This window comes from Georgenia halophila, from assembly GCF_039541595.1.
Window position 1 is genome coordinate 272,521 of record NZ_BAABGN010000002.1, and the last position, 21,144, is coordinate 293,664.

General features: G+C 72.6%; 1 protein-coding gene (only partly in view). It reads right to left on the reverse strand.

What is annotated here, in order from left to right:
• Positions 1 to 21,144, reverse strand: the 3' portion of a protein-coding gene (locus ABD907_RS02875) for an FG-GAP-like repeat-containing protein (RefSeq protein WP_345214978.1). Its footprint extends 16,881 nt past the window's final position; the window shows 21,144 of its 38,025 coding nt (coding positions 16,882–38,025); its start codon lies beyond the right edge, outside the window — the gene reads right to left on this strand; the stop codon is at positions 1 to 3.

Genomic DNA, 21,144 nt, shown 5'->3' on the forward strand with positions numbered 1-21,144 from the left:
TCACGGCTTCTTGCCCCGGCCCTTCCCGTTGCCCGGGTGCGTCGAGCCGTCATCCGCCTCGACCGAGCCGCCGGTGCCTCCGGTGCCGGCCGTGCCGCCGGCGCCGCCGGCGCCGCCGGCGCCGCCGTTGCCGGGCTGAGGGTCACGGGGGCCGCCCTTCTGGTCCTGCCAGTGGCCGGAGTCGCGCTGGGTGACCAGGCCGGTCTCGCCGAACGGCTCCCCGTTGCGGTCGGCGTCGGTGCCGAGCTGCGCGGCGATCGTCCGGTCGGCACCCTGCGCCCACGACAGGTCGTACAGAAACGTGTACATGCCGGGTGAGGGCTGTCGTGAGACGGCGGACTGCCCGAACGGGTTGAACGGCACGACGTAGGAGTTGAGCTCGCCCGACCAGTCGATGAGGCGGTCCTCCTGCGTGTTCGCGGAGAGGACGTCGACCCCGGCGCCGCCGAAGGCGCGGTCCGCCCAGGCCGTGTCACCGTCGACGGTGACGTTGCCGCCGCCGTCGGTGGTCGGGTCGTCGTCGCTGTCGAGGGTGTCGTTGCCCCAGCCGCCCCACAGCGTGTCGGAACCGGTGCCGCCGACGAGCCAGTCGTTGCCGTGGTCGCCGAAGATCACGTCGTCGCCGTCGGTGGTGCGTCCGTCCACGGTGTCGCCGTCGAGATGGTCGAAGCCGAGCACCCAGATCCGGTCGCCGGACGCCGTGGGGTCGAGCGTGCCGGCGGCGGTGAGGGTGACGCGGCGCAGCGGGTCGTCCGGGTTGTAGAGGGCGAAGTAGGTGAGGTCGTGGTCGAACTGGAGCTGGTCCGGCGCCGCGACCGGGCGGTGGAAGTCGTTGCGCACCACCCCGCCGGCGCGGCCGAGCGCGGTGCCCGGCACGTAGGAGAGCGGGAGCGCCTCGGCGCCGGAGATGCCGTCGTCGCCACCGCCGCCGTGCAGGAAGTCGGTACCGAGGCCGCCGAAGATCAGGTCGTCGGCGTACATCGGTTCGAAGTACGGGTCGTGCGCGGAGCCGGCGGGCTGCAGCGACCACGGCGTGAGGTCCACGGTCTTCGTCAGCGTGCCGGTCGGGTTGACGACGGCGACCTGGTGGTTGCCGGGGGTGGAGATGGTCCGCTGCGTGGTCGGTGTCGTCACGCCGGCGAGCGGCTCGAGCGAGCCGTGGCGCGAGGTGACGATCCGGCCCTCGTCGCCGAGGATGCCGTCGGTGCCGGTGCCGCCGGAGAGCCAGTCGCTGCCCCAGCCGCCGACGAGGTCGTCGTCGCCGGCGTCGCCGTAGACGACGTCGTTGCCGCCGCCGGCGTAGACGGTGTCGTCGCCGCCCTCGCCGTGGATCTCGTCGGGGGCCCAGACGTCGGCGGTGGCGCGCCCGGCGGCGGCCACGTCGGCCTGCGTGACGTCGAACAGGTCGGGCCGCACGTCCGGCCCGCCGGGGGTGCTGTCGAGCAGCGTGACGGCGCGGGGCAGGAGGCGGACCGGGTCGTCGTGGGTGTCGTAGACGAACGTCAGGTACGCGCCGTCGGCACCGACGAGGCGGTGGATGTCGCCGTTGTCGCCGACGACGACGTCGGAGTCGCTGCCGTGGCCGCCAACGCGGTCGTTGCGGTCGTGCGCGTCGCCCGCGCCACCGAAGATCAGGTCGCCGGCGTCCGGACGCTGGGCGATCGTGTCCAGCCCGTACATCGAGGAGGAGCCGCCGACGAGGTCGTCGCGGCCGAGGCCGCCGAGGACGACGTCGGCGCCGCCGCCGCCCTCGACGTAGTCGTCGCCGTCCGCGGCGCTCCCGCGGCTCGGCGTGACCACGAGGAGGCCGGCGGCGTCGCGCGCGGGGCCGACCCGGGCGCCCTGGCCGGGCGCGCCCGTGTCGACGACGCCGTCGCGGTCGAGGTCGATCGAGCCGTCGCCCTGGATCACGTCGTCACCGAGGCCACCGAACAGCAGGTCGTCGTGCAGGCCGCCCGCGAGGTAGTCGTCGCCGTACCGCGTGGCCGGCGTGGTCTCGGTGTGCTCGGTGAGCACCAGCCGCAGGTCCGACCAGTCGGTCGGGCCGTCGGGGCTGCGGCTCCAGGCGGTGGAGACGTTGGCGGCGCCGGCGTCGGCCTCGTCGGTCGAGTAGATCAGCGCGTCGGTGAGCTCGCGCATCCGGGGGTCTCGGTGGTCGAGGACGCGGGTGAGCCGGGCGGTGTCGCCGACGACAAGGTCGCGGCCGGTGCCGCCGTCGACGGCGTCGGAGCCGGTCCCGCCGAGCAGGACGTCCTCGCCGGACCAACCGAGCACCACGTCGTCGCCGCCGAGGTCGACGGCCACCGAGACGATCGACGCCACGGCGAGCGCTCCGGACACCTCCGCCCAGGTGAGGCTCGCGTGGTCACCGGCCGCGAGGTCGTGGCCGCCGCCGAGGTCGATCCGGTCGGCGCCGAGGCCACCGAGGACGACGTCGACCTGGTCGCCGCCCCAGATGCGGTCCGAGCCGCCGGTCCCGGGGGCGAATGGCTCGAGGGAGTCCGGTGCGAGGAGCTCGTTCCACCGCAGCGGCTGGTCACCGTCGGCGGTGAGCCGGGCACCGTCGCCGGTCACGACGTTCCTGCCGTCGCCCGCGAGGACCAGGTCGTCGCCCGTGCCGGCGAGGACGACGTCTCCTCCGGAGCCGGTCACGACGACGTCGTCACCGCCGAGCTCCGGGTGGGTGCTCCAGGCGCGGTCGACGTCCGAGGGGTCACCGTCGAGGAGCTGCATGTCGACGAAGCCGTGGTCGCCGAGCACCACGTCGGCCCGGTCGACCGGGCCGGCGGCGCGCTCGCCGGTGTTGGTGCCGATGATGTCGCCGCCGAGACCGCCGAGAACGATGTCGGCCCCGACGCCGGAGGTGATGACGTCGTCGCCGCCGATCGTCGGGTCGACGGTGACGACGAGGCCGACGAGCCGCTCGACGCCGTCGGTCGTGTCACCGGGGCCGCCGTGTCCGGAGATCGCCGCCGCGAGCTCCTGCAGCGCGGCGAGCTGGTCGGGAGTGAGCACGCCGTCGCCCGGGAGGTCGGTGCCCGGCTCGAACCAGAGGACCAGGCCGCGGTCGCCGAGGATGACGTTGCCGCCGCTGCCGCCGTGCAGCGAGTCCGAGCCCTGCCCGCCGACGATGACGAGCGGCAGGGTCGAGGTGTCGCCGCGCACGACGTCGTCGTCGCTCTCCGCCACCTGCGGGCCGGTGACCGTCCGGGTGAAGGTGCGGGTCACCTCGACGACCACGTAGGGGTCGACGCCGGACCGGGGCGCGCCCGCGTCGAAGGTGACCGTGCCGTCCGCGGCGAGCACCGCGTCGACCTCGACGCCGTTGACCAGCACGCGGACACCGGTGACCGTGCCCTCGCCGTCGCCCAGGTCGATCGTCCGCACGCCGCTCCAGCGGCCGGTGACGGTGCTGACCTGCTGGACCGTCGCGCTGACGGTCGAGCCGAGCGGTGGCGTGTCGAGCAGGCCCACCGTCCCGGCGGCGAGGTCGACGACGTAGCGTCCCGGCGCCACCGGGGTGCCGTCCACGCTGACGGCGACCACGTCGGAGGCCACCGGTCCGTCGCCGCCGCTGAGCCGGCGGACGAGGTCGATCAGCCGCAGCAGCGAGTCGTACTGGCCCTGGGCGTTGACGACGAGGTCACCGTCCTCGCCGAGGTGCAGGTCGAGGAGGACGAGGTCGTCGCCGAGACCCGTGTTGAGCCAGGTCTGCGTGCGGACGCCGGCACGGTGGTGCGTGCCGTCCACGCGGATCCGGTCGGCGCCGGAGCCGGTCCAGACGCGGACGCCGTCGGCGAGCGTGCCGCCGGGGCCGACGCGGTAGGAGATCGAGCCGCGCGCGAGGCCGAGCATGGCGATCTCGGCGTCGGCGGCGACGGTCGCGTCGCGGTCGCGGGCCGCGGAGGTCTCGTCGGTGATCAGGACGTCCCGGTCCCCCGCCCACGCTCCGGCGTCGGAGACGAGCAGGGTGTGGCGGCCGTCGCCGAGGTCGAGGTTGAGGGTGGCGTGGAGGTCGTCGAGGTCGCCGGCGAGGAAGGTCGGTCGCCCGGTGCGGCCCACGGCGGCGAGCGAGGAGACGTAGACGCGGTCGTCGCCACCGTGGGTGCGCATGTTCGTGACGGCGGAGGTGCCGCGCACGTTGAAAACGTCCGTCCCCGAGCCGAGGTCGATCTCGAGCCACTCGTCGGTGAGGCCGTGGTAGCCGATGCCGTCGACGCGGAGGCGGTCGTCCGCTGCGCCGGCCGACCCGGTCGCCGTGACGGTGAGCCGCAGAGGTGCGGTCTCGTCGTTGACCTCGCCGTGGAAGCCGACGTAGAAGTCCGTCCCGAGCTTCCAGACCCACACCGACCGGGCGCAGTCGCTGCGGCCGGCGCTGCCGCAGGACGCCGCGTCCGGGAAGAGCAGTTCCTGGATCGCGGCCGCGAGCACCTCGGCGGTGGTGGCGGAGGTGAAGGTGAGCGCGCCGATCCCGACGACCGTGAGGGTGACGGTGCCGGCGCCCGCGGTCGAGACCTGGTAGACGCGGTCGACGCCGCCGCGGGCGACCATGTCCAGGCCCTCGATGGACGTCGGCGTGATGGTGCCGACGTCGCCGGTGGTGTCGGCGCCGTCGTCGACGTGCACGACGTCCGTGCCGGTGCCGCCGTCGAGGACGAGCAGCGCGTCGATGCCGGCGAGGCTGCCCGGCCCGTCGGTGCCGCGCACGCCGGCGGTGGAGCCGACGGCGATCGCGTCGTCGCCGGCGCCGCCGTGGACGGCGGTGTGGCCGTCGACGGTGCGCACGTTCACGACGTCGTCGCCGCGGCCGGTGCGGACGACGGTGGTGCCGGCGTGGGTCGAGGCGACGGTGAGGGTGTCGGGGCCGTAGCCGAGGAGGAGGTCGAGGGTCTCGAAGCCGTCGTAGGTGATGCCCCCGGGCACCGGGACGCCCGCGAAGACCCGGTCGCCGCCCATGCCGAATCCGGTCAGCCGGCCGGCCGTCAGGACGCCGGTCGTGGTGCCGGGGCTGTCCTCGTCGTGGACGACGAGCACGTCGACCTGGGCGCTCTCGCGCACCTCGACCGTGCCGTTGTCGGGCTCCTCCGGGTGGTCGGAGGTCTCCCCAGGCAGCAGGATCGGCAGGTAGTCGTCGAGCGAGATGTCCCAGACCGGGTCGGGGTCGAGGCCGCCCTGGACGTACAGCGGGCCCTGGATCCTGGTGAGGCGGTCGGCGGTGTCGGCGAACGACTGGAGGCCGTTGCCGTCGACCACGTCGTCGTCGATCGCGCGCAGCACCACGCGGCGCTCCTGCCACCAGGTCGCCGGGCCGAAGTCGAGCCACAGGCTGCCGTCGGCGGCCACACGCACCCCGTCCGATGCGGCGACGTCCACCTCGACCTGCACGTTCGTCCGGTAGGTGCCGCCGTCGGTGCCGACCACGGTCGGAGTCGGGACGGGGTCGATGCGGACGCTGACGACGCCGGCGGGCCGCTGCGTGAGGCGCACGGTGTAGTCGTCGGTCTCGCCCCCCTCGGTCAGGCGCGTGCTGCCCCGCGACGGCGTGACCACGACGCCCGGGGTGTCGCCGTCGTGCACCTCGATGGTGAGGATGCCGACCTCTAGGCCGTCGTAGTCGGCGTCCGTACTGGTCACCGTGGTGACGAGGCTGACCGCGTGCCAGCCCTCGGCGGCGCCGTCCAGCGGCGCCCACAGGGTGAGCGTGCGGGCCGTCATCCAGTTCGCCGCGGTGAACACGAGGGAGACGGACGCCGGACCGCCTTCGCCGAAGCGGACGTTCCCGTCGGTGGTGAGCGTGACCGTCACCGCGGCCGTCGGGGCCTTCGCGAGCCGGACGGTGTAGCCGGCCGTGGTGCCGCCGCCCGAGGTCGGCCCCTCGACGACCGTGAGGCCGCCCACCGGCTCGGTCACGACGACGTCGGCCGCGTCGTCGTCGACGACGAGCACCGGCAGGAACGGGAGCTGGAGCGCGTCGTAACCGTTCGCACCCGTCGTTCCGTTGGCGACCGCCGAGATCATCGCGGTTCGGGCGCGCTCGGGCGCGAGCTCGGCCGTCGCACGCACCTGGACGGTGGCGGTCTGGCCGTACCGGAGCGTCACCGTGACGCTGGTCCGCCACGCGCCGTCGGTGCGCAGCTCGAGCGAGCGTGTCGGGTCCCCGGAGAGCGGGTGCACCGGCGGGCCGGCGAACGTGACCTCGACCGGGCCGCCGACGTCGTGGGCCAGCCGGACCGTGAACGAGTCCGTGCCGCCGGCCTCGTCGACCCGCAGGGATCCGTCCGCCGGCGAGATGACGAGAGCCGGGGCGTCGTCGTCGGTGATGTCCGCCGCCACCTGGTCCGCCTGGACGCCGTCCCAGCCGGCGAGGACGGACTCGACCGTGTGCGACGTCAGGCCCGAGTGGCCCAGGAGGTCGTCGGCCTGGACGGCCGGGGCGTCGCCCGCCACCTCGATCCGGTCGCTGCCGAGGCCGCCGATGATCCGGGTCGCCACGTTCGCGTCGGTGGACTTCACGAAGATCCGGTCGTCACCCTGCTGCGCGTCGAGGACGAGTCGCTCGATGGCCACGTGGGTGACGAACCGGCCGGCGCCGAAGATGCCGTCCTTGGTGACGACGAAGGTGTCGGCGAGCTCCGTGCCGACCACGATGATCGTGTCGAAGCCGTCGCCGCCGTCGATGCCCACGGGGGCGTTCATCGCGTAGTGCAGGAGGTCGCTGCCGCCCCCCATGTCCACGGTCGTCGTGTCCGACTCGCCGACGAAGGTCCGGATGACGAACACGTCGTCGCCGGCGTCCCCGTTCAGCTGCACCGCGGCCACGTTCCGGAAGACGTCGAACACGTCGTCGCCGGTGCCGCCGTAGAGCACGGTCGGGCGGGTGACGCCGTTGGTGAGCCAGCCGCGCGTGGAGTCGAACATCGCGGACTCCGGCACGCCGAACTCGTCGGACCGGAGGTAGGAGACGAGGAGCTGTCCGACGCGGAAGAGGTCCTCGCCCGCCCTGCCGTAGACCGAGAGCGCCGCGATCGCGTCGTCGAGCGCGAACGCGTCGTCGCCGTCGTGGCCGTCGATCACGACGCCGCCGGTCATCCGGTCGGTGTAGACGATCATCTCGGCGCTGGTGAACAACCCGTTCGCGAGGCGGGCGCCGAGGCTGGCCACGAGGCCTCGGGTCGGGTCGTCCCGGCCGGCGCGGCTGAGGAACGTGTCGGCGCCGTCGGTACCGTCGACGATCAGCACGTCGGTCTCGTCGGGCCCGCCGGTGTCCCTGACCTCGACGCGCGAGTCGCCACCGCCGAACGTCTGGACGACGGTCGTGTCGTCACCGTGCTCGCCGTCGAGGTAGAGCCCGCCGACCAGGGTGTTGGGGTCACCGAGGTCGAAGTCGGGGTTGACGAGGAGCCGGTCGTCGCCGGCGCCGGTCGAGACCCACGTCGGCCCCGCCGTGCCCTCGACCGCCACGAGGTCGCCGGCGGAGCCGAGCTGGACGACGTTCTCGTGCTCGAGCGTGCGGTGGACGGCGAGGTCGATCCGCCCGCTCCCGAGCAGCTCGGCGTACAGCGCCTCGAAGCCGGCGTGCTCGACGCGCCCGTCCGAGATGGTCGCGACGGCGGTCGTGACGCTCTGGTCGGGGTGCGGCACGGCGTCCGCCACGACACCGGCGATGTGGCGGGCCCAGCCGGCCGCACCGGCGAGCGTGCCGGTGAACGCGACCATCCAGCGGCCCGGCACACCCGTCACGCGCACCGTGCCGGCGCCGAGCACGGCCTCGAGTGCGGCCTCGACCGCGGCAGGCAGGGCGCCGACAGCGATCGGCGCCGTCGTCGCGACCGAGCCTCCCGGGCCCTGGAGCCGGAGGACGAACGTGCCGCCGATGGCACCGGTGACGGTGACGACCTGGACCAGGTCGCCCCGCTCGGCGGAGCCGCCGAGGGTTGCCCCCAGGCCCGCGACGACGCGGTCGGTGATGTAGCCGACACGGCCCTGGTTGCTGTCGTCGAGGATGAGCAGCCGGTCGAGGGCGCCGTCGTCGGTCGGCTCGCCGTCGTCGTCGAGCGGCTCGCCGCGGACCGTGACGAGCGCCTGGATCAGGGCGAGCCGGCCGGTCTCGTCGCCGTCGAAGGACAGGACCAGGCGGTCCGCGCCGCGGCCGAGCTCCACCCGGGTGGGACCGCTCACGGTGTGCAGCGAGACGACGTCGTCGCCGTCGTGTGTCCGGATCTCGGTGGTGCGACCGGCGCCGACGTGCGTGCTGTCCACCTGGAGCGTGTCGCCGCCGGAGCCGAGGCCGAGGAACAGCCGGAGCAGCTGGTGGTAGCCGAGGGCCAGGGGCCCGAGCTGGAGCCACGAGCCGGACATCCAGCCGGTGCGGCCGCCGGTGTCGGCGGTGTCGTCGACGTAGAGGCGGTCGTACCCGGCCGGGGTGGTCGAGCGACTCGGACCGTCCCCGGTGACCGTGCCGAGGCTGCCGTCGCCGGCGACCCAGAGCGTGCCGGTGATGCCGTCGATCGTGCCGCCCGCGTTCGGCCAGGCCACGTCCGTCGCGCCGAGCCCCGCGGCGCTGCCGACGGCGATGTCGTCGTCCCCGGCGCCGGCGTAGACGTGGTGCTCGGCGCGCATGGCCCGCACGGCGATCCGGTCGCCGCTGCCGCGGGTGTCGAGGTCGGCGTTCTCGGTGTCGTAGGTGACGCTCACGAGGCCCGTCGCTGCGCCGCCACCCAAGGGGACCCCGAGCGAGCGGATCCGGTCCCTCGTCCCTCCGTCGCGGGACGCCCGGTCGACGACGACGTCGTCGCGCTGGTCGGTGCCGAAGACCTGGACGGTGTCGGTGCCGGCACTGCCGACGACGTCGATGTCCGCACCGTTGGCGCCGGGCAGCTCGACCCGGACGATGTCGTCTCCGCCGCCGGCCCGGACGGCGAGCGTGCCGGTCCACGGGCTCGCGGCCCATCCGGCGCCGCCGACCCGGATCGAGCCGTCGGCGTCGCCGACGAGCACCACGTTCGAGGAGGCGCCGCCGCCCAGGGCGGCGTTCTCGAAGATCCCGTGCAGGTCCTCGACGACGCCGGAGGCGAAGTCGGTGCCGGTGAGGTGAGGGTGGACGTCGGCGGCGGTGACCGGTGTGCGTGGCACGGAGCCCACCACGAACCGGTTGTCGTACAGGCCGATGTCCGCGTCGAAGATCTCGACGAGCGTGTCGTCGCCGCCGGCGTCGGCGAACGTGTCGCGGCCCAGCCCGCCCGTGACGACGTCGTCGCCGTGGCCGCTGTCGAGGTGGTCGGCGAACGGCGATCCGATGAGGGTGTCGTCGCCGGCCCGGCCGAGGAGTCGCAGCGCGGCGACGTCGCGGGTGACGCCGGAGGCGTCGAGCACGTCGTCCGTGGGGTGTCCGGGCTCGCCGGCCGGCGGAACCGTCGGGTCGGCGTCCAGCGTGACCGTGTCGCCCTCGGCGCGCGCGGCTCCGTCGACCCAGACGACCGGCCCCGCCGAGTGCCCGATGCGCAGGTCGCCGCCGAGCCGCTCGGCCGGGTCTCGCACCGGCGTCGTCACGGTGAAGCTGTCGGCGGCGGCGGAGCCGTGGACGACGACGACGTCGGCGGAGCCGTCGTCGCGGCGGATCTCGTTGGGAACCTCCTGGGTGAAGGTCTCCTCGCGGCCGGTCTCCGGGTCGAGCTCCTGGAACGTGTCCAGGCGGGTGCCGTCCACGGTGACCAGCTTGCCGGTGTCGACGACGACGTTCTGCACGTCGGTGCCCGCGAGGTCGCCCACCGTGATGCGGTCCGCGCCGCCGCGGCCGTCCAGGACGAGGTTCTCGATGCCGGCCAGCGTGGAGGTCTTGCCGTTGAGGGAAAGCTTCAGCTTCCCGGCGGTTCCGGCCTCGAGCGCGACCGTGTCCGGGGAGGCGCCGAGGGTGAGGTCGAGCAGGTCGGTGCCGGCGCCGCCGTCCACCGTGGGCATCGCGCCGGACACCGTGACGATGATCGTGTCGGCGTCGTCCCCGCCCTTGAGCGTGGCCGCCGGGCCCTCGAGCCGGTCGACACCGGCGCCGCCGCGCAGGACGTCGGTGCGGGACCCGCCGACGAGGCGGTCGTCGCCGGCACCGCCGGCCATGGTGACGGTGCCGGACCCGACGTGCATGAGCGTGTCGTCACCGCAGCCGCCGTCGATCGTTGCGGAGGCCGGTCCCTCGACCGAGATGTAGTCGCGGTCCGCCTCGCACCCGTCGCCGGTCAGGCCCGCTGCCGAACCGTGCAGAGTGACGTCGGAGGCGAGCCCCGCCGAGGTGCCCTCGTAGCTGATGACGTCGGCGCCGCTGCCGCCCCTGATCACGACCGGGACGGCGACCGACGGTGCGATCACGACGGTGTCGTTGCCGTCTCCGAAGTCGGCGTGGATCTTGGTGACGCCCTCGTAGGTGTTGGACCGTCCGAAGGCCGTGACGACGATCGTGGCGCCGTCGGCGGTGGAGCCGGTCTGCTCGATCCGGACGGACTCCGACCGCTCGTCCGTGCCGATGTTGCGGGCCACGGCCCGCTCCCCCACGTTGAGGTACAAGTCATCCCCGTCGAAGGTGCGCCGATCGTCTTCGCTCGTGCCGTAGCCGCCCGCGAGGTAGGTGGGCTTCGGGAACTGGATGTAACCGAGGGTGAAGGTGAGGGTCTCGCTGATCTCGAAGAAGAGCAGCTTGATCTTGAACTTCACGCGCAGCTGGATCTTCACGCGTCCGTCATCGCCGGCCGTGGCGGTGTCGAGACCGAAGTTGAAGGACAGCCCGACGCTCGCGAGGGTGAAGCCGAACGCGCGGACCGACACCTCAGCGCCGCCGCCGAGGCTGAACAGGTACGTGCCGTCGCTCCGGGCGATCGAGGTGACGTGGAAGTGGAAGTCGCCGCGCAGGCCGAACGAGTTCGACCCGATGACCATGTGGCCGGACAGCCGGATGTCGAAGCTGCCGCGCGAGTCCAGGTAGATCGAGCCGGAGAGCGTCGCGAGCCCGAAGAAGCCGGCCTCGATCTGGGCGCGGAACGCCCACTGACCGTTCGCCACGACGACCTGGAACGAGGCGTCGAAGCCGATGATCTTGAGGATGTCGACGGTGCCGTCGAGGTCGAGCTGGAACGAGTTCGCCGCGATGCCGAGCCGCTCGGTGCCGGAGGTGTTGAGCTCGAGCAGGCCGGACGCCTCGATGAAGAACACCGGTCCCGCGTCGGCGACCGCGGTCACCTGGAGCCGCATCGCGAAGCCGGGGTCGTCCGTGTAGATGCCGGCGCCGCCGGAGGCCTCGAACTTCAGCCCGCCCAGGGCGAATCCGACGCCGAGCTGGATCTCGAACGCCGTCGGGGTGGCCTTGATGTGGGCGAAGCCGTAGCCGCCGGCGAGTCCGAGGAAGTTGATCCGGCCGTCGATCTTCAGCAGGAAGCCGGGATCGACCGTGCTCGCCGCGACGTCCGACGGGAGGTCGGCCGCCCCGGTGACCGGCGAGAACTCGACGGATCGGCCTGTGGTGTTCAGCTCGAGGAGGACGGAGGCGTTGAACCCGAGGCCGATGTCCGCGCCGAAGCCGGCGTCGAGCGTCAGGTCGACGCGTGCGACGAGGCCATCATCGGAGATCCGGAAGCCGGAGTTCGTCAGGCGCAGCTCGCCGATCGGGTCCACGGCCATGCGGCCGTTGACGATCAGCTCGAGGCCGGCGCCGCGGTCACCGCCGAGGTCGCCGATCCGGAACAGGACGTGTCCCTCGATCGCGAACCGGTCGACCAGGACCAGCGAGCCACCGAACTCCACCTTGACGCCGGTGAGGATCGTTTCCTCGGCGATCTTGAGCTGCCCGGTCGGTCCCCGTTCGAAGCCGGCGAAGACCCCTTCGTCGCGCTGCGTGGCGAAGGTCTGGATCGTCATCGAGTGCCCGGCCGTGTTGATCTCGACCATGAGGTCGCCGGCGAGCTCGACACCGGGGACGCCGCTGGAGCCGAGCGACAGCTGGATGCGCCCCACCACGGCCGTGGGGTCACCGACGAACACGGCGAGGTTGATCGTGCCGGCGACGGCGCCGAGCACGGCCATGGTCCCGCCCACCGCCCCGTCGACCCGCAGGTACCCACCGGACGCGTTCGCCGCCGCGGTGATGCCGATGTAGCCGTTGAGCGTGAGGAGGGTCCCGAGGGTGATTTGCGCCTGGACGATGGCCTGGACGTAGACGGCGGGACGGGCGGACGGGTTGCGCTGCCCGTCGAGGCCCGGAGGGGCGCCGAACACGGTGATCGACGTCGGGTCGCCCTCGCTCAGCAGCGGCAGCATCGACTCGGGGATCTGGAAGGTGATGTCCTGCTGCGACGTGTTGAACACGACGGTGACCGAGCCGCTGATGCTGAAGGCGCCGGCGCTCGGGATGCCGATGCCGGCACCGGCGGAGATGACCGCCTGGCCGGCGACGCCGCGCCCGTCGGCGACGAGGAACACCGTCGCCTCGCTGTAGGTGACCATCGCGGAGCCGACGCCGAACGAGAGCTCCGCGGTCGCGAAGATCTCGAAGCTCGGGTTCTCGTCGACGGAGAGCGCCAGGTAGAAACCGCCCTGCAGCCGCAGGATTCCGGGCGAGCCGGGGCCGCCCGGCTTGAGGAGGAGCTGACCGAGGAGCTCGACGCCGAAGCTGCGCGGCCCGAGCACGTAGGTGCGGCTGCCGATACCGGGCAGCTCGAGCACCTCGGTGCGAGTCTGTCCGCTCGTGTTGATCTGCAGCGTGGCGGCGCCGGTGAGGAAGACGCCGTACTCCTCGAGGAAGTCGAAGTTCGTCTCGATGGTGGCGACGCCCCAGAACTGCGGCTCGGCGGAGAGCCCGTCGCCCATGTCGAGGACGAACCGGCCCGCGGCCGCACCGATCGTCCCGATGTGGATGACGTTCATCTGCCCCTGGAAGGTGAGGATGAAGGTGTTCCGTTCGGAGTCGATCTCGAGCACGACCTCGGCGAGGATCTCGAGGATCGGCTCGTCGGTGAGGCCGGCCGCGTTCAGCTGGATGCCGCCGGAGATGGAGATGTAGAAGCTTTCCGCGGGCTTGATGACCTGGAAGCGGCTGGTGCTCCCGGCACCCGCGTTCCCGGCGGTGTCGAGCCATCCGGCGGCGATGGTCACGGTCACCGTGCCCTCGGTCAGCGACTGGCCCGCGTAGACGTACCGGAAGGTGTTCGCGCCGACCTGGTGGACGCCCATGAAGGTGAGGCCGTCCGCGCCGGCGCCGCGCAGGCTCAGCAGCTCGGCGCCCCGCTCGAGGATGTCCGCGGCGTCGACGCGCTCCCCGGCCACCGGGGTGAAGGTGATGTCGATCCACGTGCCCGCGTCGCCCGGCTCCGAGCCCGGGTCGATGTCCTCGCCGTACTCGTCGTCGCCCTCCATGTAGGTGGTCGAGGACCACACGACGCCGTTCGTGTTGGCCCAGGTCCGGTCCAGGTAGCTCACCGTGATCGGCGAGCCGTCCCAGCCGGTGAAGAAGTAGCGGAACGTCCCGTCTCCGAGGTCGACCGGCGCGGCGACGAGGGTGAGAGTCGTGCCGCCCGCGGTGAGGGTGATCTCCGCGCCGGCGTCCAGGATGGTGGCCGGGTCGACGGCGGCCTGGACGTCCCCGAAGGAGGGGAAGTCGATGTCGATGTAGCCGCGGCCGGCGATCACGGGGCCGCGGACGGTGGAGCCGTTGTCGGGGTCGGTCAGCTCTGCGGTCGGGACCTGGAGCGTGAGGTGCTCGGTCTCGGCGGTGTTCAGGACGCCGGCGGCGTCCGCGAACGTGTCGGCGACGATCTCCACCGTGTAGGTGCCCGCCGCGAGGTCGCCGAGGATCTCGTAACGGTACTGGTCGGTGCCGGTCACCCGGACGGGGCCGCCGAGCGGGACGATCGCGCCGGCCGGGCCGCGGAGGACGATCTCGTCACCGTCGATGGTGGCGTGGTCGACCTGGTTGCCGAGGGTGGCGCGGAAGCGGATCTCGAGGTAGCCCAGTGCGACGAGCGTGTCCAGGCCGATCGTCAGGCCGTCGAGGCCGCGCACGGTCTCCGGTGTCGTCTCGGTCTCGGGGACGGTCTGGACGACGTCGGCCGTCGAGCCGACGACGTCGAAGGTGAAGGTCTGGCTCCAACCGGCCGGGGGTCCCCGGGCGTCGGGCAGGCCGACGGCAACGCTCCCCACGAGGACCTCCGCCGTGACGCTGCCGACGACGAACTCGCCGCCCAGGAAGAACCGATACGTGTTGCCCCCGAGCGCGACCGGGGAGATCTGCAGGACCGTGACGCCCGACGCGCCGGCGCCGGAGAGCTGCAGCAGGCCCCAGTCGATCGAGGACGAGTCGATCTGCCGGAGGGTCGTCGGCGTGAAGGTGACGTCGAGGTAGCCGGTGATCTGGTCGCCGTCGACGTCCACGCCGGCCGGCAGGCCGTCGCGCCAGTCCCGGCCGTTGACCTGGCCGACATCCACCGTGGCGCCGTCCTCCTCCAGGGAGGCGGTCACGCCGGTCACGGTGAACCCGAGGGTCGTCGCGGCGTTGCCCACGCCGTCCAGGCGCCGCACGAGGTCCGGGCCCACGGTGACCACGTGGTCGCCGACGCCCCAGTCGCCGGTGGGGAAGGTGAACCGGAAGATCGCGGAACCCTCGGCCGCGGCCGCCGCCGCGAGCAGCTCGGACTCGTCGGCGCTGCCGCCGGCCTCGCCGTCACGTGCCCGGACGTACTCCTGCTCGGTGAGGACCCTGACCTCCGAGCCGTCCGGCAGCATGTAGTAGACGTACTGGCCGTCGCCCGAGCCACCCACCTCGAGCACGGCGGTGGTCACGCCGCCAAGGGTGGTGATCTTGACGACCGGGGCGACTTCCAAGGAGTCGATGCCGCCGGTGCTGCCCGGCACGGTCAGCGTGATCCGGCCCTGCCGCAGCAGCGTGGCGATGTCGAGCGCGCCGCCCGAGCGAATCACCAGGTCGATCCAACGGGCGCCGGCGTGGGCGTCGTTGATGTCGTCGACGTCGATCGTCCCGCCGCCTTGTGTCGGGCCGCCGAGGTCGACCGTCGGCGGCGGTGTCGGGCCGGCCGGGGCGCGGTCGTCGTGGACGTCGAAGACGACCTCCTGCCCGGAGGCGTCGCGGAATCCCATGCGCAGCTGGCCGTGGATCGTCAGCAGGCGCACCTGGTCCGGGATGTCCGCCAGGAACAGCACGGCGGCCTCGCCCTCGTCGATGTTGGAGAAGTCGGCGTAGAGGCGGCCGGAGAGCGAGATCGCACCGGCCGCGAAGTTGAGCTTGCCGACGATGAGGAACTTGCCGTCGGTGGAGATCTTGATCTGGACCTCGCCGTTGAACACGGCGTCGGAGGCGAAGGCGGAGTAGATCTTCGCGCTGCCCGTGATGATCATCGGTGCGCGGAAGGCCGCGAGGAAGTCGGCGGGACGAGTGCCGGAGTCGACCAGGCGTGCCTGGGCCGCCACCTGCTGCTGCAGGGAGACGAGCCACTGGTCGGCGGTCAGTACGGTCGGGGGCCGGAAGGCGGTGCCACGCAGCGCGGTCGGGTCCTCGATCGAGGGCAGGGACTTGAAGAACTCCACGCCGGCGGAGAAGTCGTTGAGCACCAGGCCGATCGGCGGGAAGATCGGGATGCCGCCGGGGACCTCGACGTTGATGAACACCTGGAGCGGCCCGTACTCGGAGAGGCCGAGGCGGATCGTGAAGCCCGCCATGCCGGCGATGGAGAAACCGCCCTCGATGCCGAAGTAGAGGATCCGGTCCGCCACCGGCGTGGTGGTGTCGAGCACGGCGATCGGTAGGCCGTTCTCGTCCAGCTTGAGCATCCCGCCCACCAGGCCGGCGTCGAGCTCGCCGCCGAACAGGTTGCCGGAGATGCGGACCGCCATCGCGTCGATGCCGGTGATGGGGAAGCGGCCCTCGGCGAGCAGGGCGGGCGCCAGGCGCACGCCCTGGATCGAGCCGGAGAACTCGACCCCGGGGATGCCCTTGATGCCGGTGACACTGAGCGAGAGGACCAGCTCGAAGTCCGCCGGGCGGTTCTCGATGTCTGCCCACTGGATGCCGATCGAGTCGATCCGCACCGGCAGGTAGGAGGGCCACTGGAACGACGCGCTCGTGGCGCTGCCGACGCCGAGGAAAATCCCGAACCCGGGGGCCGGCTCGAACGCGCCGTCGCCCATGATCCGGACGCCGCGCGCCTCGCCGCTGAGGTCGAGCGGGCCGACCTCGACCCGGGCCGAGGCGGAGGTGAAGGCGAGGAGCACGTCGTCCCCGTCGCCGATCGCGCCGGTGTCGAGGCGCAGGTTCACCGCGGAGATGGTGACGAACCCACCGAGCTGCAGGCGGAGCGTGTCGAGCTCGAGCTCGAACGCGTCCACCCTGCCCTCGGTGAAGGTGACCGCGACGCGGAACGCCTCATCGTTGATCGTGCCGTCCGGACGGACGTCGTCGGCGGTGTTGCGGCTGGTGATGCGGGCGTTGAACGACTGGCCCGGGAACAGGCTCGCGCCGCCGGAGGCAATGTAGATCTCGCCGGTGAACGCCGCGAACGGGTCGGGCCCGAAGGTCACGGCGAGGCCGGAGATGCCCACGCGGATGTCGTCGAGGACCACGACGCCGCCGATGGTGATCTGTCGGTCGGGCGCGGTGGGGGTCATCGGGGTCGGGATCGGCTGGCCGGGCAGGGGTGCCGTCGACCGGCCGTAGGCGAGCTCGACCGTGCCGAGCTGGAAACCGCTCTCGCGGACGACCAGACCGGGTACGCGCCCCGGCGCGAGCTGCTCGTCGTTCGCGGTGTCGTAGTTCCTCCGGGTCACCGGGTCGTACGGGCGGATCGAGCCCTCCACACCGAGGGTCGGCAGGACGAGGCGTGCCGAGTTGATGACGAGGAGCTCCTGGTCGGTGTCCTCCGCGTCCGGCGCCTCGGGCTTCCAGCTGAGCCGCACGCCGTCGGCGTAGAGGTCCATCAGGTTCGGCACGTGCGCCTCGAGCGAGGAGACGTTCAGGCTCCACGCGCCGGTCAGCCCGATGTCGAACGTGCCCGACAGCATGCCGAGCACGTCGACCTCGAGGTCGAAGGTGCCGAGCAGGCCGATGAGGTCGACGGTCACCCCGCTGGACGTGCGGGCGCTCGAGGCGCTCGAGCCGCCGAGGTGGAGCGAGGCGCGGTCGACGCCGACCGCGATCGTGAGCACGAGCTTGCCGGAGGGGCTGAACCCGAAGTCGGCCAGACCGACCCGCGGACCGGCGAACGAGAGCGGGCCGAGCGTCGTCGGACCGGTGGCCACCTCGCCGGGCGCGTTCGGCTGCACGGTGAAGGAGGCGCGGCCGCCCGCGATGCCCGGGTTCCCGAGCGTCGTCGTGCCCTCGCTGCGCCAGCCGCCCGTGAAGATGAGCTCCACCTCGCCCGGCTGGAAGAGCCGGACAGTGTTGTCCGTGTCCCGGTCGCGGAAGAAGTACCGGACGGTGACGACGGTGGCGTCCGCCTCCTTGCCGGCGATGACGTACGGCAGGCCGACCAGGGTCGGGCGGTTGCGGACCCGCAGCAGGTCGGCGGTGACGCCGGCGCCGCTGATGGTGAAGGGCGCGATGCCCGTGGTCAGGCTTCCCTTCACGATCGGCGTGCCGTCCAGGCTCCGGTACGTGACGTCGACGTAGCCCTGGGCGTTGATCTCGTTCAGCTTGATGGAACCGCCGGCGCCCGGCGTCACGAGCACGGCCATCGGGCCGGGACCGGGGCTGGTGAGCGTGGGGGTGTGGACGACGAACGTCTCCGTCTCCACGAGGTTCAGCGACCCGCCCAGGTCGGAGAACGAACCGGCGATGAACCGCACCGTGACCACGGCGGTCGCCGGGACCGCGGCGTTGAAGGTGTACCGGTAGGTGCTCACGGTGCCCTCGACCAGCACCGGGACACCGGCTGCCAGCACCTGCGTGCTGCCCACGATGAGCTCGATCTCGGCGCCGGCGTCGAGGATGGTCTCGCGGCGCAGGCCCTTGCCGTTCACGTCGTTGAAGACGACGTCGATGGTGGTGCCGAGCTCACCCTGGGTGACGACGGCACCACGGAAGGGGTCGGCGAGGTCGGCCGTCAGCGGCAGGACCGGCCGCTGCGTCCCGGGGGTGCTCGTCGGGCCGGTGCCGCCACCGGCGCCGCCCAACGAGGATCCGCTGACGGCGAAGGCGTTCAGGCGGAACCCGGTGACCGGGTCGATGGTGAAGGAACCGTAGCCGGTGAGCCGGGCCACCTCGGCACCGTCCACGCGCACCGCTACGGAGGCCGGCGCCAGAGTGAGGTCGAGGGTGCCGTTGGGCTGGCGGTGCACCCGGAGCGTGCCGGTGAGCTCGACCAGATCGGCGACGGCGATCCGCACGTTCGTGACGTCCAGCCTGAACGTGAGGCCGTCCACCTTCACACCACCGGGGTGGGCGGCGACCGCACCGGTGTTCCACAGCAGGAGCACGGTCCCGGAGACCTCGAGACCGTCGAGCCCGAGGAGGGCGAAGGTGCCCTCGACGCGCAGTGCGTAGCCGGTGGTGCCCTCGCCCCTGAGGTAGTCCAGGGACGCGTTGCGCACCAGCAGGCCGACGGCCCCGGGGGCGACGGTGCCGTCCGGGCCCCAGGCCGGGCCGCTGCCGACGAAGATCTCGACGTCGTTGGCGCTGAACTGGCCGTCGGAGCCCGCCGTGATCGTGCCCTTGACCTCGAGGAAGCCGAGGTCGATGTCGAGGCTGGCACCGACGTCGTAGGCGAACCTCGTCGTGCCGGCGATGGAGATCCGGTATCGCTGGCCGTTCACGAAGACGGTCTCGTCGACGTCGAGGCCCGTCGTGTTGATCCGGATGCCGACGGCGGCCCCCACGGCCACGTCGTCACCCGCGTCGACCATGACGCTGCCGGCGAGCTCGCCCGCGAAGCCGGTGCCCGTGGCGGGGATGAACAGGACGCCGGATCCGCCGACCATGCCGCCGGCGGCGTCCGGGTCGGTGGGGTCACCGCTGAGGATGAGCTCGACGTCGGTGAGCGCCACGAACGTGCTCGCCGAGCCGTCGGCGTACGTGATGCGGCGGAACACGACGTCGGCGCGTAGGGAGATCCCCGCGCCGCTGCCGTCCGCGGACTCGTTGCCGATGGTGAGCACGACGTCGGTCGCCGCCGCCAGGAGGGTGGCTGTGATGGCGCCGGTGCCTGCGACGTGCTGCAGCGTGAGGTCGGCGGTGACGGCGAGGTCGCCAACTTCGAGCAGGGCGTCGGTGGCGACGAACCGGACGAGGGTGCCGGCCGGCAGGCCGATCTCCCACGGGGTGCCGTCGGCGCGGGTGATGGTGTGGTTCACGGCCGCGCGGACGGTGCTGACCTCGAATCGGAACTCCCCGGTGCTGACCGTCCAGCTGTCGCCACCGAGGTCGAGGGTGCCGCTGAGGACGGCGACCATGCCGGTGGGTAGGACGAGCAGCGCACCCTCGCCGTCGACGAGGCTGAACCCGGTGTCCTCGGTGCCGAGGGTGATGTTCACCTGCTCCAGCATCAGCGCGACGACGCGCTGTCCGCTCGCCGTGCGCCGCTGCTCGATCGTGACCACGGCCGTCAGGGACTGGCCGGAGATCGTGAGGTCGATCGGGGTCTCCGGGGTGCCGAGTTGGATCCGAAGGTAAGGACCGGCCGGGAGCTCCTCGGTGCCCGGTTCCTCCTGTGCGCCGGGCTCCGGCAGCGCGGGGATGGTCATCACCCGGTTGGCGGTGTTGATGGCGACGGAGCCAACGAGGGTGTTCTCCAGCCCGGGCACGCCCGGCACCGTGATCTCCGCGCGGACCCGGCCGGCCATCCCGGCGCGGGTGAGGACCATAGACCCGCCGAGTGCCGCGGTCGCGATGGTCTCGCCGCCGTCGGCGATCCGCAGCGAAACCTGCAGGAAGACAGTGATGTCGCCGGTGACGGCGTGCCGGCTGAACTCGACCGTGCCGCGCAGCTGCTGGCCCTGCACGTCGATGGTGATGTCCTCGCCGCGGACGACCACGCCGGGCCGCACCGTGCGGCTCGTCTCGCCCTGCTCGAGGACGTAGTCGTGACCGAGCGTGCTGATCTCGACGCCGAACGTGCCGCCGACCGTCACGCCCGGCACGTCGACGGTGATCGTGGCTTGAAGGGCTCCGACGAAGCCGCCCGGGATCGTCGTCGGTCCGTCGGCGCGCGCGGCGACGAGGTCGAACGCGCCGCTGCCGTCGGTGACGGTGACCGGGCCCAGGCTGACGCCGAGGTTCGCGAGGCGGACCTTGAGCTCGGCCGGCGACGCGGCGGTGAAGGTGCCGTCGTCGGCGAGCACGGTCTGCCGCAGCACGCTGACGTCGGCGGTGACGGTGAGGCCGCCGATGCTCAGGGTGAGCGCGTCGGCCACGACGCGCAGGTACGGTCCGGCGGGCAGCGAGAGGGTGCGGGTCTCGCCGCCGACCACGAACTGCTCCTCGACGGGGAGCGGGACGAACGTCGTCGGGTCGGCATCACTCGCGCGGCGGAGCTGGTTGATCTCGACCGTGACGGTCGTCGAGGCGACGATGTCGGGGGCGAGGCGGAGCGTCGCGGTGCCCGAGATCGTGCCGGCGAGGCCGTCCGGCCCGAGGATCAGCATCAGGCTGCCGTCGGAGACCCGGACGCCCACATCGTTGGCACGGTCGTCGTCGGGCGACCGTGCACCGAGGAAGAGGCCGATGTCGGAGCCGGCCAGGCGGATCACGCTGAGGTCGTCGGTGGTGCCGGGGCGGCCGTCCGGGCCGGCGGAGCGGGTCTGCTCGAAGCTGAACGACCCGTTCAGCTGCTGCCCGGCGACCTCGAGCGTGGCGGGCTGTGCCACGCCGATCTGCACCCGGAAGAGGTGGGCGGCGAGATCGACCGGCTCGGTCGCGTCGCCGTCGGACGGGTCCGCGGTCGGCACGTCGAGGGTCACCGCGGCGCTGGTGGTGTTGATGTCGAGCCGGGCGTCCACGTCGAGGACGACACCGGGAACGCCGACCAGCTCGATGCGCACGCCCACCACGCCGGCCACGCCGCCGGCGGCGAGTCGCACCACCCCGCTGCCCTGGGAGACCTCGAGGCCGGCATCGGCGCTGCCGAGCGTGAGCCCGACGTCGCGCAGGGTGATCTCTGTGACGCG